Below are 13,545 nucleotides of genomic sequence, written 5' to 3'. Positions count from 1 at the left end.
CGAGCCTAAGCAGGTTTCGCAAAAGTGGTCACCGGTTTTGCGTCGAAAACCTGCGACATACCAAGGACCTAAGCATGGTGAAGCGTTGGCCTGCCAACGCGAACCTGCTTAGCGGATCGGCGTCACGCTGCCGGCCTTGTCCGGCGGGATCGAATAGGTGCCGGTGGCGTGGCAGACGAGGTCTTCGGACGACGCCTCGGTGATCAGTACCTCCCCCACCGCCAGCCGGCGCCCGAGCTTGAACAGGCGCGCATCCGCCACCAGTCCCTTGGTGCCGGGCTTGCGCAGGAAGTTGAAGCTGAGGTTGGTCGTCACGGCCAGACCGATCGGGCCGATGTTGGCGAGGATGGCGGCATAGAGCGCCAGATCGGCCAGCGTCATCATTGCCGGGCCGGAGACGGTGCCGCCCGGGCGCAGGAAGCGGTCGTGGTGGTCCATCCGCATGGTGGCGCTCAAGAGGCCCACCGCCTCGAGGTGGTAGGAGCGCCCGCCGTGGTGCATCTGCGGGAATTCCCGCTCCAGGAAGGCGACCGTCTCGGCAAGGCTCATGAGGGGCGTGCTCGACATCCTCGTCTTGCAGCACAGGCCGCGATGCCCGACAAGTCGATGCATCATGACCGACACCCCCCGTCCCCACCTCCATATCGCCTACCCCGACGCGCAGATCCGCGCCCTGCTCACGGGCACGCGCACCATCGCGCTGGTGGGTGCCTCGGCCAACCCCGCCCGGCCGAGCTGGATCGTGCTGAAGTACCTCCTCAGCCGCGGCTACGACGTCACCCCGGTCAACCCCGGCCTCAGCGGCCAGATGCTGCTCGGCAAGCCGGTGGTGGCGCGCCTGGCCGACCTGCCGCACCCGGTCGACATGGTGGAGATCTTCCGCAGCTCCGACGCCGCCGGCGGCCTCGTCGACGAGGCCCTGGCGCTGCCGGTCCTGCCGAAGGTGATCTGGATGCAGCTCGGCGTGCGCGACGACGCGGCCGCCGCCCGCGCCGAGGCGAAGGGCGTCACCGTGGTGATGAACCGCTGCCCCAAGATCGAGTACGGCCGCCTGTCGGGCGAGATCGGATGGTCGGGCGTGAACTCGCGGATCATCAGCGCGAAGAAGCCGGTGCTAGGGGGCAAGGGGGTGCAGCGGCTGACGATCGAGCGGAGGTGACAGGATCGTCGCCAGCACATAGGCGGCCGGTCGTTCTTGGAAAGTCCGCTCTTAGGACGTCCGTTCTTGGCAAGTCATTACACGCAGCGCTTGCGCGAGTATTAACTTAAGTAAATCGAAGAACGATCTCGAAACTTGTTGCCTCCTCGCGAGGTTTTCTCCTCACACGCCCAATCGCGGCGCACCGGGGAGAGAACCACCATGAGAGCCCTCGTCTGGCACGGCGCGCAGGACATCCGCTGCGATACGGTCCCCGATCCCGAGATCGAGCAGGACCGCGACGTCATCATCAAGGTCTCCGCCTGCGCCATCTGCGGCTCGGACCTGCACCTCTACGACCATGTCATGCCCGGCATGGAGAAGGGCGACATCATGGGCCACGAGTCCATGGGCGAGGTCGTGGAGGTCGGCAAGGGCATCAACGGGGCCCTCAAGAAGGGCGACCGCATCGTGGTGCCGTTCACGATCATCTGCGGCGAGTGCGACCAGTGCAGGCGCGGCTTCTTCTCGGTCTGCGAGCGCTCGAACCGCAACAAGCAGGTCGCCGCCAAGGCGTTCGGCCACACCACGGCGGGGCTGTTCGGGTACACGCATCTCACCGGCGGCTACGCCGGCGGCCAGGCCGAGTACCTGCGGGTGCCCTATGCCGACGCCACCCACATCAAGGTGCCCGACAGCCTCACCGACGAGCAGGTGCTGTTCCTGTCCGACATCTTCCCCACCGGCTGGCAGGCGGCGGTGCAATGCGACATCCAGCCCACCGATACGGTGGCGATCTGGGGGGCGGGCCCGGTCGGCCAGATGGCGATCCGCTCGGCGATCCTGCTCGGCGCCAAGCACGTCGTCTGCATCGACAACGTGCCCGAGCGCCTCGAGATGGCGCGGGCGGGCGGCGCCTCCACCATCAACTTCTCCGACGAGAGCGTGATCGAGCGCCTCAACCAGATGACCGCCGGCAAGGGGCCGGAGAAGTGCATCGATTCGGTGGGAATGGAGGCGCACGCCACCGCCACCATCGACTCCATGGTGGACCGCGCCAAGCAGGCGGTGATGCTGGAGAGCGACCGCCCCCACGTCCTGCGCGAGATGGCCTACGTCTGCCGCGGGGCCGGCGTCCTCTCGATCCCCGGCGTCTACGGCGGCCTCGTCGACAAGTTTCCGATGGGCATGATCATGAACAAGGGCCTGACCATCCGCACCGGCCAGACCCACGTGAACCGCTGGACCGACGACCTCGTGCGCCGGATCGAGGCCGGTGAGATCGACCCCTCCTTCGTCATCACTCACCGGGTCGGGCTCGAGGACGGGCCGGAGATGTACAAGACGTTCCGCGACAAGAAGGACGGCTGCATCAAGGTGGTGATCAAGCCGTAGGGGCGCCTCGCCCGACCCCTCTCCCCGTGGGCGGGGAGAGGGGAGATATCCCCTCCCGGAGGAGAAACCCCATGCGCTACGAAGGTCCCCGTTCCCCCCGCCGCGGGCATCCCGACACCGCCACCGACGCCCTCGCGCGTGGGCTCGGCTGGTTCTCCATCGGCCTCGGGCTCGCCGAGATCCTGGCCGGCGGCGCCATCGCCCGGGCGCTGGGGATGCGCGGCCAGGAGGGGCTGGTGCGCGCTTACGGGGTGCGCGAGGTCGCCACCGGCGTCGGCATCGTCACCGCCGAGGACCCGACCCCGTGGATCTGGGGCCGCATCGCCGGGGACGCCCTCGACCTCGTCACCCTGGCCGCCGCCTACGAGGGCAACAGCCGGAAGGACAACCTCCTGATCGCCGCCGCGGCGGTGGCCGGCGTCACGGCGCTGGACGCGATCTGCGCCGACCGCCTGACCCGCTCGACGGCCGTGCCGATGCCCCACATTGGTAACTACCGGACACGCACCGGCTATCCGCGCGGCATCCGGGAATCGCGCGGTGCGGCCACCGACGTCGAGGGCAGCGAGGGCATGCTGACCCCGGCCCTCCTCAAGCCCTGGGCGGCGTGAGATCCGCGTCGATCTCGCCGCGCCCTGTCTCCTGCATCATCCACACCGCCACAAAGCTGATCGCTGCGGCGATGGCGAGATACAGCCCCACCCAGCCGATTCCGCCCCGGGCGACGAGCTGCTGGGCGAGGTAGGGGGCGGCCGAGGCCCCGAGGATACCCGCGAGGTTGTAGCTTACCGAGGCGCCGGTGTAGCGCACCCGCGTCGGAAACAGCTCGGGCAGCAGCGCGCCCATCGGGCCGAACAGCCAGCCCATGGCGAGCAGCCCCAGGCAGAGGAAGCCCAGCACCAGGGGGCCCTCGCCGCTGCCGAGCATCGGGCCGAGCAGCACGCCGAGGCCGGCGGTGAAGGCCAGGCCCGTGAGCAGGACCGGGCGGCGGCCGTAGGCGTCGGCCGCCCAACCCGAAACCGGGATCGCCAGCGCCATGAAGACCACGGCGATGCATTCGAACAGGAGGAAGGTCGGCCGGGTGAAGCCCAGCGTCGTGGTGCCGTAGCTGAGCGCGAACACCGTCGAGAGGTAGAACACCGCGTAGCACGACACCATCGCCAGGGTGCCCAGCACCGTGGCGCGTAGGTGGCGGGTGAAGATCAGCGCCAACGGCACCCGCTCGGGTGCGGCCCTGGCGAGGGCCGCCTGGAACACCGGCGTCTCGGTGAGCTTGAGCCGGACGTAGAGCCCGACGCTGACCAGCAGGGCCGAGGCCAGGAACGGCACCCGCCAGCCCCACGACTGGAACGCCTCCGGGCTCAGCGTCAGCGCCAGCGCGAGGAAACTAAGGTTGGCCGCGATGAAGCCGATCGGCGCGCCGAGCTGCGGGAAGATGCCGTAGAGCGCCCGCTTGCCCGGCGGGGCGTTCTCGACCGCCAGCAGGGCCGCGCCGCCCCATTCGCCGCCGAACCCCAGCCCCTGCCCGAACCGCAGGACGCACAGGAGGGCCGGCGCCCACCAGCCGATCGCCTCGTAGGAAGGCAGGCAGCCGATCAGCACGGTGGACACGCCCATGATCATCAGCGAGGCCACCAGCGTCGCCTTGCGCCCGACCCTGTCGCCGAAATGCCCGAAGAAGGCCGCGCCCAAGGGCCGCGCGACGAAGGCGATGGCGAAGGTGGCGAAGGCCGAGAGCGTCTGCACCGCCGGATCGCCGGAGGGAAAGAAGATCGGGCCGATCACCAGCGCCACCGCGGTGGCGTAGATGTAGAAGTCGTAGAACTCGATCGCGGTGCCGACGAAGCTGGCGACGAGGATGCGGGAGGTGGGCACGGGCGCGGTCATGGCGGCGGCCATAGCCGAGCGACGCCCATCGGCATAGTCGGCGCCCGGGCGCCAGGCTGCGGAGCCCGACCCCACCCACGATCCCGCCCCGCAACGGAACGGGACGACGCTATCCCTTCAACGGGTCGTGTCCCCAGTTCATCAGGGACATCCGCCAGGGCGAGTCCTTCACCTTGGCCTCGTCCTCGGGGCCGCCCTGCTCGAGGTGACGGTTCACGTAGCCGACGACCTTGCGCATGTGCGCGTAATCCTCGTCGTCGAGGTCGCCCTTCTTCTTGCGAAGGATGGCGACGATGCGCCGGCCTTCCGCATGCCCCTTCGATTCGGCGCCTTGCGACGCCTTCTGGCCGACGGAGCGGCTTTCATCCGTCTCCAGGAACGTTTCCAGCGCCGAGGCGGTCATGTTGACGGCCTGCCCGAACTCGGTCCACGTCGTCTCGTGATCGTCGGCCATGCGGGGTCTCCCTTGCCCATGCCGGTCAATCGGAGAGGTCGGCCGCGGTTCCGGCCGCCTTGACCGGGTCGGCGCGTCCGGCATAAAGAACTAGCGTTCGTTAACGCGAACGCGCGAGGAGGATTGCATGACCGACCGCCTGCCCGGCTTCAACACCCTGGCGATCCATGCCGGTGCCGCCCCCGACGCGACCACGGGCGCGCGGGCGACGCCGATCTACCAGACCACCTCGTTCGTGTTCGACGACGTCGACCACGCCGCCTCGCTGTTCGGGCTGCAGGCCTTCGGCAACATCTATTCGCGCATCACCAACCCGACCAACGCGGTGCTGGAAGAGCGCATCGCGGCTCTGGAGGGCGGCACCGCCGCCGTGGCGGTGGCCTCGGGCCATGCCGCCGAGTTCCTGGTGATGCACGCGCTGATGCAGCCGGGCGACGAGTTCATCGCCGCCAACAAGCTCTACGGCGGCTCGATCAACCAGTTCAACCATTCCTACAAGAACTTCGGCTGGACCGTGGTCTGGGCCGACACCGACGACCCGTCCTCGTTCGAGCGCGCCATCACGCCGCGCACCAAGGCGATCTTCTGCGAATCGATCGCCAACCCCGGCGGGGTGATCACGGACATCGCCGCGTTGTCGGCGATCGCCCGGCGGCACAACATCCCGCTCATCGTCGACAACACCATGGCGACGCCGTACCTGATCCGGCCGTTCGAACACGGGGCCGACATCGTGGTGCATTCGGCCACCAAGTTCCTGGGGGGGCACGGCAATTCCATCGGCGGCCTCGTCGTCGACGGCGGCACCTTCCCCTGGGCCGGCGACGACCGCTATCCGATGCTCTCCCAGCCGCGGCCCGAATACTCGGGGATGGTGCTGGCCGAGACCTTCGGCAACTTCGGCTTCGCCATCGCGATCCGGGTGCTGGGCCTGCGCGACCTCGGGCCGGCGCTGTCGCCGTTCAACGCCTTCCTCATCCTGAACGGCATCGAGACCCTGCCCCTGCGCATGCAGCGCCATTGCGACAACGCGCTGGAGGTGGCGACCCACCTCCACGGCCATCCGGCCGTCGCCTGGGTCAGCTATCCGGGCCTCGAGACCGACAAGTACCACCAGCTCGCCCGGCGCTACACGCCGCTGGGGTCCGGCGCGGTGTTCACCATCGGGCTCAAGGGCGGCTACGACGCCGGCGTCAAGCTCGTGGCCAACCTGCAGCTGTTCTCGCATGTGGCCAACATCGGCGACACCCGCTCGCTCGTGATCCATCCGGCTTCCACCACCCACCGCCAGCTCAGCGATGCGCAGAAGACCGCCGCCGGCGCCGGGCCGGAGGTGGTGCGCCTGTCGGTGGGTATCGAGGACCCCGCCGACCTGATCGAGGATCTCGATGCCGCCCTGTCGGCTTAAGGTTCGGTTAACCCTGTCCCCGGCACGATCGCGGTCGTCACGGGGAGGCGGGCATGACGGTCACGACGATCGCGGGCGGGTTTCACGGCGGCGTCGCCTCGAGTGCCGTCCTCCTCGGTCTGGCGGGTCTCGCCGCCTTTTTCTGGCGCCGCTGCCATGCGCCGGAGGCCGAGCCGGTGCCCGTTCGGGCGGTCCGGCGGAACGGAACCGGCGGCTCGCCGCGTTCTTGACGGGCGTGGGCGCGGGGACTAGGCCCCGGCCAACGGTCACAGCGGGACCAGCCGAGACCTGATGACAGACGATTCCTCCGACCTTCCCGTCGTGCTCCTGGTGGAAGACGACGGCCTCCTCCTGATGGAGGCCGCCGACACCCTGTCGGATGCGGGATTCCGGGTGCTCGAAGCGTCGCATGCGGACAAGGCCCTGAAGCTGCTGCAGGACCACGACGACGTCGGCGTCCTGATGACCGACGTCGACATGCCCCAGGGCTCGATGGACGGGTTCGCGCTCGCCCGCTTGGTCGCGCGGCGCTGGCCGTCGATCCCCGTCCTGGTCGTGTCGGGCATGGGGACGCCCGGCCCTCACGACCTGCCCGATGGCGCCCGCTTCATCCCGAAGCCCTACGAGCCCGCCACCCTGGTGCGGACCCTGCGGGCCTTCGTGCAGCGCGCCGCCTGACCCGATCCTCGAAACGGAGGCCCCATGGCCACCGAGACCCGTACCCATCGCTTCGCCACGCAGTCGGTCCACGCCGGGGCCTCCCCCGATCCGTCCACCGGCGCGCGGGTGCAGCCGATCTACTTCACGAACGGCTTCGTGTTCGATTCCACGGAGCAGGCGGCCGACATCTTCGCGATGCGCAAGACCGGCTTCTCCTATTCGCGCGGTTCGAACCCCACCGTGGCCGCCCTCGAGCGTCGGGTGGCGGCTTTGGAGGGCGCCAAGGCCGCCGTGGCGGTCTCCTCCGGCCAGTCGGCCGTGCTGCTCGTGCTGATGACGCTGATGCAGAGCGGCGACGCCTACGTCGCCTCCCCGCGCCTCTTCGGCGGTTCCCTCGGCCTGATGCGCCGCCTCGACGGGCGCTACGACCTGAAGCCGCAGTTCGCCAAGGGGCTGACCCCGGCCGATTTCGAGGCGCAGATCACGCCGCAGACGAAGGCCATCGTCTGCGAGTCGATCGTCAACCCCTGCGCCACGGTGATGGACCTCGTCGGCATCAGTGAGGTCGCCCGGCGCCACAACCTGCCGCTGGTGGTCGACAACACCCTGGCCTCGCCGGCGCTGATCCGCCCCATAGAATACGGCGCCGACATCGTGGTCCATTCGACCTCGAAGTTCCTCGGCGGCTCCGGCCAGACCATCGGCGGCATCATCTGCGACGCCGGCCGGTTCGACTGGACGGCGACGGGCGGGCGCTACAACCTCATCACCGAACCCTGGTCTGACTACGACGGCCTCGTCATCACCGAGCGGTTTCCCGAGATCAGCTTCGCGGTGGCCTGCCGCCTGTTCGGCCTGCGCGACCTCGGCCCCGGCCTGTCGCCGATGAACGCGTTCCTGACGCTCACCGGCATCGAGACCCTACCGTTGCGCATGGCACGGCATTGTTCGAACGCCCGCACCGTCGCCGCCCACCTCAAGGACCATCCGGCGGTGGAATGGGTGAGCTATCCCGCCCTCCCCGGCCAGCCGGGCGAGTCCATGGCCGCCTGCTACGTGCCGCAGGGCCCCGGATCGATCTTCACCTTCGCCCTCAAGGGCGGAGAGGCGGCGGCCAAGACCTTCATCACGTCCCTCGAGCTGATCTCGCACCTCGTGAACATCGGCGAGATCAAGTCCCTGGCGATCCATCCGGCCACTACCACGCACCGCCAGCTCGGCGATGCCGACAAGGCGGCGGCCATGGTCGGGCCGGAGACGGTGCGCCTCTCGATCGGTCTGGAGAACGTCGAGGACCTCATCGCCGACATCGACCAGGCGCTCGCCAAGCTGTCCTGAACGACTCCGGTCCGAAGGGGGTCATCCCGCCAGGCGCGGGCGCGACCCGTCGTCGTCGCCGAGGATGTCGGGGCGGTTCCTGAGGAACCACGGCACCCGGCTCGCCGACATCGGCTTGGCGTAGAGGTAGCCCTGCGCCGTGTCGCACCCGTTGGCGTCGAGGAACGCGGCCTGGGCCTCGGTCTCGACCCCTTCGGCTGTGACGCGCAGGCCGAGGCTGCGGCCGAGATGCAGGACGGCCACCACGATGGCCGCGTCGTTGGCGTCCCGTTCGAGGTCGCGCACGAAGCTGCGGTCGATCTTGATCTCGTCGACGGGGTATTGCTTGAGGTGCGTCAGCGAGGCGTAGCCGGTCCCGAAGTCGTCCAGCGCGACGCCGATGCCGGCCGAATGCAGCGCGTCGAGGACGCTGGCGACGCGGTCGCCGTGGCCGCCCAGGAGCACCGTCTCCGTGACCTCGATGCCGATGCGATCCCGGGCCAGCCCGGCGCGGTCGATCTCGCCGAGCAGGGTCCTGGCGAGGTTGTCCTGCGCGAACTGTGTCGCCGAGAGGTTCAGGAAGACGCGGCCTGGGTCGAGGCCCAGCGCCACCCATCCTGCCACGTCCGCGCAGATCCGCCGCATGAGGCACAGGCCGACCGCGTTGCCGATGTCGGGATCGTCGAACACGGTGGAGAAGTCGGCCGGAGCGAGAAGGCCGCGGCTGGGATGCTGCCAGCGGGCCAGGGCCTCGAACCCGACGATCCCCCGGCCCTGCAGTCCGACCTTGGGTTGATAGAACGGGACGAGCTGCCCTTCGTCCAGGGCGGTGCGCATCTCGCCCGCGATCCTGACCCGCGTCTCGATCTGCACCCGCAGCGAGGGCGTGAACAGGACGGCCTGGTTCCGCCCGGCCGCCTTGGCGGCGTAGAGCGCGAGGTCGGCGTTGGTGAAGAGGTCGCCGCCGCCGCCGGCATGGGCGGGAAACACCGCCAGGCCGAGGCTGGCCCTGGGCGCTACGATCCGCCCGCCGATCGGCATGGCCGGGTTGAGGACGTCGAGGATGTCCTCGGCGAGCCGGTGCAGGTGCACCGTGGCCTGCCCGTCGCCGGGGATGGCTGCCAGCACGACGAACTCGTCGCCGCCGAGCCGAGCGACGAGGTCGCCGGGTCCGGCGACCCGGCCGAGCCGCCCCGCGACTTCCTTGAGCAGCGCATCGCCCGCCTCGTGGCCCAGGGTGTCGTTGACCTCCTTGAAACCGTCGAGGTCGAGCAGGATCAGGCCGACCTCGGCTCCCGTCGCATGTCCGCCCGCGATCGCCGCCTCCAGGCTGGTCTGGAACAGCGCCCGGTTCGGTAGACCGGTGAGGGCGTCGTGGTGGGCGGCGATCCGGATACGTTCCTCGGCCGCCTTGCGGCTGGTGATGTCCACGAGGCTCGAGATGGTGCAGGCCTGCCCGTCGATGTTCACGGCCGCCACCGAGAGGAGGATGTCGTGGCGCCGCCCGTCGCGTCCGGTGAGGCCGACTTCGAACCCCTGCTGTCCGGCGCTGCGGCTGATGCCGGAGGCGATGCGGCGGCGGTCGTCGCCGCTGAGGTGACGGCGGATCGTGTAGTCGCCGAAGGCGCGGGTGTCGGGCACGTCGAAGAAGGCCAGGGCGGCGTCGTTGGCGCTGACGATCCGGCCGCCGTCGGCCAGCGAGACCACGATCGGGATTGGGACGGCGCGAAACAGCGCCTCGAACAGGTGGCGGCTCTCGGCCAGTTCGGAATTCGCGTGGCGTTCGGCCTGGGTCGCCGCCCATTCGAGGCGGCGCAGCCGGTTCCAGCGGATGACGAACAGCACGAGGACGACCTCGCCCATCACCGTCGTGACGAGGAAACCCGTCGCCGCCGTCGCCTCCGGCTCGTGCCAGAGGTAGCCGGTCGCCAGTGCCGCCATGGCGACGCTGCCGCAGGCCAGCGTCCAGCGGAAACTCGTGGGCACGACGAGGAAGTAGATCGCCGGCAGGACGATGAGGACCAGCGGCGCGATCTCGGACCGCAGGGAGCACAGCACGCCGAGGCAGACGGCGGTGACGATCTCCCAGACGACGAGGCCGCGCTGGACGACGGAGAACCGCGTCGCCTGCCAGATGGCGACGAGGCACAGGACCGAGATCGCGACGATGGCCAGGCGCGCCGGTACCGCGATCCAGAAGTGGGGGTGGCCGAGGAAGCGCCAATCGATGATCAGGGCGAGCGCGTTGATCGCGGCCGAGATGCCGAGGATGAGGCGGGCGGTCCGCAGGGTCTCAGGGAGCCGGTCGGCCCGGAAGGCCGCTTCCCTGGAAGCGGATGCGAACTCGCCGCCGATCGCGCTGAAGTGAGTCGTCGCCATGCGCAGCAGGGTCGCACGCCAACCCTGCAGACGAGGTTAAGGCCGCGCGCGCGTCGCCGGCGATCTCAGCCCCCGGCGCCCTTCCGCAGGAGCGCGCGCAGGGCACCGCGGACGGTGCGCACGTCCTGCTCGGTCATCGCCATGCGGTGGAGCATGTCGCGCATGTTGCGCACCACGATCTCGCGCTTCTCGGGCGGATAGAATCCGGCCCCGTCCAGCGCGCCCTCCAGGCTCGCGAACAGCGACAGCAGCGCCTCCCTGGTCGCGGGAGGCGACAGCATCTCGCCCGCGAACGGAAGCCGCGCCAGGCCCGCGGCGCGGCGCCATTCGTAGCCGACGAGCAGCACGGCCTGGGCGAGGTTGAGGGAGGAGAAATCGGGGGCCACCGGGAAGGTGACGATGGCATCGGCCAGGGACACCTCCTCGTTGAGGAGCCCGACCCGCTCGCGGCCGAACAGGATGCCGACCCGCTGCCCGGCTCTCGCCGCGACCTCGGCCATCGCCGCATCGGGGCCGAGCACCCGCTTCATCTGGCCGCGCTCGCGCGCGGTGGTGGCGAGCACGCAATGGAGATCGGCGATGGCCTCGGGCAGCGTCGCGTAGACCCTCGCCCCGTCGAGGGCGGCGGTGGCCCCGGAGGCGGCCTCGCGCACGCCCTTCATCGGCCAGCCGTTCTTGGGGGCCACCAGGCGCAGCTCGGTCAGGCCGAAATTGGCCATGGCCCGGGCGACCATGCCGACGTTCTCGGCGAGCTGGGGGGCGACGAGGACGATCGCGGGGGGACGCGGCGACGCCCCGCCCTCCTCTGCCGTGTCCGACATCCCCGGTGCGGGTCCGGCCTCAGATCTTCCCGTCCAGCCCCATCTGGTAATACTTGTGGACGATCTTGTCTTGGTTCTCGAGGAGCCAGTCGATGGACGGCTCGTTGGCCATCGCCTTGCGGATCGCCTCGGTCATGCCCTTGCGCTGGATCTCGAACAGCGCCTTGTGATCGACGGTCTCGGCCTCGATCACGCCGGGGCTCAGCCAGACCGAGCAGATGATGCCGAGATCGTTGGCCTTCTCCTTCGGGATGTAGCCGGCCCGCACCGCGTCGAGGACGCCGTTGGCGATGGCGAACTGCACGGTGCCCATCAGGATCGAGGTGTACTTCGAGGTCTCGACGCTGACCTTGGAGACGCACAGCGTCACCGGCCGCACCATGATGTCGGTGTTGAGGAGCGCGAAGACGCGGCTGTGGCCCACCACCTGGTCGCCCGTGAGCGTGGCCAGCGCCGTGCCCACCGGCCCGTCGAGCTCGCCGATGATCACCTCGGGCTCGGCCGCGGTGTTGGGCGGGCCGCCGGCCACCAGGGCCTCGCCGGCGCGCAGGATGATGCGCTCGCTCATGATGTCGTCCTCTCGACGGTCTTCGATGGGATCGCACATTCCCGGCGGGGCGGCCGATGTCCAGGGGGCGGCCCGGAATTTCTCGCTCCGTACGGCGCGGCGCATCTGTCACGGGCACGGGTTTCGCGTACCCGTGGCGCACGCTATGACCGCGCCACGCGGGAGCGCGGCCCACCCGGCCGCGTGAAGAGAAAGGCACTGAGGATCATGTCGAAGATCAAGGTCGCGAACCCGGTCGTCGAACTCGACGGCGACGAGATGACCCGCATCATCTGGAGCGAGATCAAGACCAAGCTGATCCACCCTTATCTCGACCTCGACCTCGATTATTACGACCTGGGCGTCGAGCATCGCGACGCCACCTCCGACAAGGTCACGGTGGATGCCGCCGAGGCGATCAAGCGCCATGGCGTGGGCGTCAAATGCGCCACCATCACCCCCGACGAGGCCCGGGTGAAGGAGTTCAAGCTCAAGGAGATGTGGAAGTCGCCCAACGGCACCATCCGCAACATCCTCGGCGGCGTCATCTTCCGCGAGCCGATCATCTGCAGGAACGTGCCCCGTCTCGTGCCGGGCTGGACCCAGCCGATCGTGGTCGGGCGCCACGCCTACGGCGACCAGTACAAGGCCACCGACTTCAAGGTGCCCGGCAAGGGCCGGCTCACCATCAAGTTCGAGGGCGACGACGGCACGGTGATCGAGAAGGAGGTGTTCAGGTTTCCCTCCCCCGGCATCGCCCAGGCGATGTACAACCTCGACGATTCGATCCGCGACTTCGCCCGCGCCTCGCTCAACTATGGCCTCAACCGCAAGTACCCGGTCTATCTGTCCACCAAGAACACCATCCTCAAGGCCTACGACGGGCGCTTCAAGGACCTGTTCGAGGAGGTCTACGAGGCCGAGTTCAAGTCGCGCTTCACGGCGCTCGGCATCACCTACGAGCACCGCCTCATCGACGACATGGTCGCCTCGGCGCTCAAGTGGTCGGGCGGCTACGTCTGGGCCTGCAAGAACTACGACGGCGACGTCCAGTCGGACACCGTGGCACAGGGGTTCGGATCGCTCGGCCTGATGACCTCGGTGCTGCTCACCCCGGACGGCCGGACCGTGGAGGCGGAAGCCGCCCACGGCACCGTGACGCGCCACTTCCGCGAGCACCAGAAGGGTAAGGAGACCTCGACCAACTCCATCGCCTCGATCTTCGCGTGGAGCCGTGGATTGGCGCACCGGGCCAAGCTCGACGACAACGCGGAACTGGCCAAGTTCGCCACCACCCTGGAGACGGTCTGCGTCGACACGGTGGAGAAGGGCTTCATGACGAAGGATCTCGCCCTCCTCGTCGGCCCCGACCAGAAGTGGCTCTCGACCACGGGCTTCCTCGACAAGGTCGACGAGCACCTGAAAGCCGCGATGGCGTAAGGGGCGTCAGGGACCCTGCGATCCGGCATGACCGCCCGCGCTCTCCTCCCCCTTGTGGGGGGAAGTGGGGGCGGCTGGGTGGCCCTGCCGCTGACCATG

General features: G+C 69.2%; 14 protein-coding genes. 8 read left to right on the top strand and 6 right to left on the bottom strand.

Annotated features, from left to right (window positions below; all coding sequences use genetic code 11):
• Positions 1–108: 108 nt before the first annotated feature.
• A complete protein-coding gene (locus ASF39_RS16230; RefSeq protein WP_056285843.1) occupies positions 109–567 on the bottom strand; it encodes a PaaI family thioesterase in 459 nt (152 codons plus the stop codon).
• A 46-nt stretch (positions 568–613) separates the two neighbouring features.
• On the opposite strand from ASF39_RS16230, the gene ASF39_RS16225 reads away from it, so the two are divergent.
• From ASF39_RS16225 to ASF39_RS16215, 3 genes are all read left to right on the top strand, one after another.
• Positions 614–1,159, top strand: coding sequence for a CoA-binding protein (locus tag ASF39_RS16225; protein WP_055888591.1), 546 nt, complete (start codon positions 614–616; stop codon positions 1,157–1,159).
• A 201-nt stretch (positions 1,160–1,360) separates the two neighbouring features.
• The gene (locus ASF39_RS16220) at positions 1,361–2,533 is read left to right on the top strand and encodes a zinc-dependent alcohol dehydrogenase (RefSeq protein ID WP_055888590.1); all 1,173 of its coding nucleotides are present in this window, start codon (positions 1,361–1,363) and stop codon (positions 2,531–2,533) included.
• Positions 2,534–2,604: 71 nt separating this feature from the next.
• On the top strand, positions 2,605–3,144 hold the full coding sequence (locus ASF39_RS16215) for a hypothetical protein (protein WP_056285837.1): 540 nt from the start codon (positions 2,605–2,607) through the stop codon (positions 3,142–3,144).
• On the opposite strand, the gene ASF39_RS16210 is transcribed toward ASF39_RS16215, so the two are convergent.
• Both ASF39_RS16210 and ASF39_RS16205 read right to left on the bottom strand, forming a co-directional pair.
• Positions 3,125–4,420, bottom strand: a complete 1,296-nt coding sequence (locus tag ASF39_RS16210; protein ID WP_056286101.1) for an MFS transporter — start codon at positions 4,418–4,420, stop codon at positions 3,125–3,127. The two genes, ASF39_RS16215 and ASF39_RS16210, sit on opposite strands and share 20 nt — an antisense overlap.
• 109 nt (positions 4,421–4,529) lie before the next feature.
• Positions 4,530–4,874: a DUF3140 domain-containing protein gene (locus ASF39_RS16205; protein WP_055888586.1), complete on the bottom strand. Its 345-nt coding sequence runs from the start codon at positions 4,872–4,874 to the stop codon at positions 4,530–4,532.
• 127 nt (positions 4,875–5,001) lie between these two features.
• Between ASF39_RS16205 and ASF39_RS16200 the strand changes: the two genes are divergently transcribed.
• The 4 genes from ASF39_RS16200 (at position 5,002) to ASF39_RS16190 (ending at position 8,280) form a co-directional block, all read left to right on the top strand.
• Positions 5,002–6,282, top strand: a complete 1,281-nt coding sequence (locus ASF39_RS16200; RefSeq protein WP_055888584.1) for an O-acetylhomoserine aminocarboxypropyltransferase — start codon at positions 5,002–5,004, stop codon at positions 6,280–6,282.
• Positions 6,283–6,335: 53 nt separating this feature from the next.
• Positions 6,336–6,512: a hypothetical protein gene (locus tag ASF39_RS21490; RefSeq protein WP_156387794.1), complete on the top strand. Its 177-nt coding sequence runs from the start codon at positions 6,336–6,338 to the stop codon at positions 6,510–6,512.
• Between the two features lie 61 nt (positions 6,513–6,573).
• Positions 6,574–6,960, top strand: a complete 387-nt coding sequence (locus ASF39_RS16195; RefSeq protein ID WP_055888582.1) for a response regulator — start codon at positions 6,574–6,576, stop codon at positions 6,958–6,960.
• A gap of 24 nt (positions 6,961–6,984) precedes the next feature.
• On the top strand, positions 6,985–8,280 hold the full coding sequence (locus ASF39_RS16190) for an aminotransferase class I/II-fold pyridoxal phosphate-dependent enzyme (protein ID WP_056285834.1): 1,296 nt from the start codon (positions 6,985–6,987) through the stop codon (positions 8,278–8,280).
• Between the two features lie 21 nt (positions 8,281–8,301).
• Here ASF39_RS16190 and ASF39_RS16185 read toward each other — a convergent pair whose 3' ends face one another.
• The 3 genes from ASF39_RS16185 to ASF39_RS16175 all read right to left on the bottom strand — a co-directional run bounded on the left by ASF39_RS16185 (position 8,302) and on the right by ASF39_RS16175 (position 12,027).
• Positions 8,302–10,638: a bifunctional diguanylate cyclase/phosphodiesterase gene (locus ASF39_RS16185; RefSeq protein WP_056285831.1), complete on the bottom strand. Its 2,337-nt coding sequence runs from the start codon at positions 10,636–10,638 to the stop codon at positions 8,302–8,304.
• 65 nt (positions 10,639–10,703) lie between these two features.
• The gene (locus ASF39_RS16180) at positions 10,704–11,459 is read right to left on the bottom strand and encodes an RNA methyltransferase (RefSeq protein WP_056285828.1); all 756 of its coding nucleotides are present in this window, start codon (positions 11,457–11,459) and stop codon (positions 10,704–10,706) included.
• 19 nt (positions 11,460–11,478) lie between these two features.
• Positions 11,479–12,027 (bottom strand): formaldehyde-activating enzyme, encoded by a 549-nt coding sequence (locus ASF39_RS16175; RefSeq protein WP_055888954.1) that lies wholly within the window; start codon positions 12,025–12,027, stop codon positions 11,479–11,481.
• 207 nt (positions 12,028–12,234) lie between these two features.
• On the opposite strand from ASF39_RS16175, the gene ASF39_RS16170 reads away from it, so the two are divergent.
• The gene (locus ASF39_RS16170; RefSeq protein ID WP_055888574.1) at positions 12,235–13,446 is read left to right on the top strand and encodes an NADP-dependent isocitrate dehydrogenase; all 1,212 of its coding nucleotides are present in this window, start codon (positions 12,235–12,237) and stop codon (positions 13,444–13,446) included.
• The last annotated feature ends 99 nt before the right edge of the window (positions 13,447–13,545 follow it).

Origin of the sequence: Methylobacterium sp. Leaf108 (genome assembly GCF_001423265.1) — a bacterium.
In the GTDB taxonomy this organism is placed as follows: Bacteria; Pseudomonadota; Alphaproteobacteria; order Rhizobiales; family Beijerinckiaceae; genus Methylobacterium.
Note: the sequence above shows the minus strand (reverse complement) of the source record. Positions and strands in the feature narration are given on the sequence as shown.

What these genes read in the sequence shown, in the direction of transcription:
- ASF39_RS16205 (WP_055888586.1), bottom strand. Translation starts at nt 4,874, where the DNA reads ATGGCCGACGATCACGAGACGACGTGGACCGAGTTCGGGCAGGCCGTC.
- ASF39_RS16230 (WP_056285843.1), bottom strand. Translation starts at nt 567, where the DNA reads ATGTCGAGCACGCCCCTCATGAGCCTTGCCGAGACGGTCGCCTTCCTG.
- ASF39_RS16200 (WP_055888584.1), top strand. Translation starts at nt 5,002, where the DNA reads ATGACCGACCGCCTGCCCGGCTTCAACACCCTGGCGATCCATGCCGGT.
- ASF39_RS16190 (WP_056285834.1), top strand. Translation starts at nt 6,985, where the DNA reads ATGGCCACCGAGACCCGTACCCATCGCTTCGCCACGCAGTCGGTCCAC.
- ASF39_RS16225 (WP_055888591.1), top strand. Translation starts at nt 614, where the DNA reads ATGACCGACACCCCCCGTCCCCACCTCCATATCGCCTACCCCGACGCG.
- ASF39_RS16175 (WP_055888954.1), bottom strand. Translation starts at nt 12,027, where the DNA reads ATGAGCGAGCGCATCATCCTGCGCGCCGGCGAGGCCCTGGTGGCCGGC.
- ASF39_RS16195 (WP_055888582.1), top strand. Translation starts at nt 6,574, where the DNA reads ATGACAGACGATTCCTCCGACCTTCCCGTCGTGCTCCTGGTGGAAGAC.
- ASF39_RS16180 (WP_056285828.1), bottom strand. Translation starts at nt 11,459, where the DNA reads ATGTCGGACACGGCAGAGGAGGGCGGGGCGTCGCCGCGTCCCCCCGCG.
- ASF39_RS16215 (WP_056285837.1), top strand. Translation starts at nt 2,605, where the DNA reads ATGCGCTACGAAGGTCCCCGTTCCCCCCGCCGCGGGCATCCCGACACC.
- ASF39_RS21490 (WP_156387794.1), top strand. Translation starts at nt 6,336, where the DNA reads ATGACGGTCACGACGATCGCGGGCGGGTTTCACGGCGGCGTCGCCTCG.
- ASF39_RS16185 (WP_056285831.1), bottom strand. Translation starts at nt 10,638, where the DNA reads ATGGCGACGACTCACTTCAGCGCGATCGGCGGCGAGTTCGCATCCGCT.
- ASF39_RS16220 (WP_055888590.1), top strand. Translation starts at nt 1,361, where the DNA reads ATGAGAGCCCTCGTCTGGCACGGCGCGCAGGACATCCGCTGCGATACG.
- ASF39_RS16210 (WP_056286101.1), bottom strand. Translation starts at nt 4,420, where the DNA reads ATGACCGCGCCCGTGCCCACCTCCCGCATCCTCGTCGCCAGCTTCGTC.
- ASF39_RS16170 (WP_055888574.1), top strand. Translation starts at nt 12,235, where the DNA reads ATGTCGAAGATCAAGGTCGCGAACCCGGTCGTCGAACTCGACGGCGAC.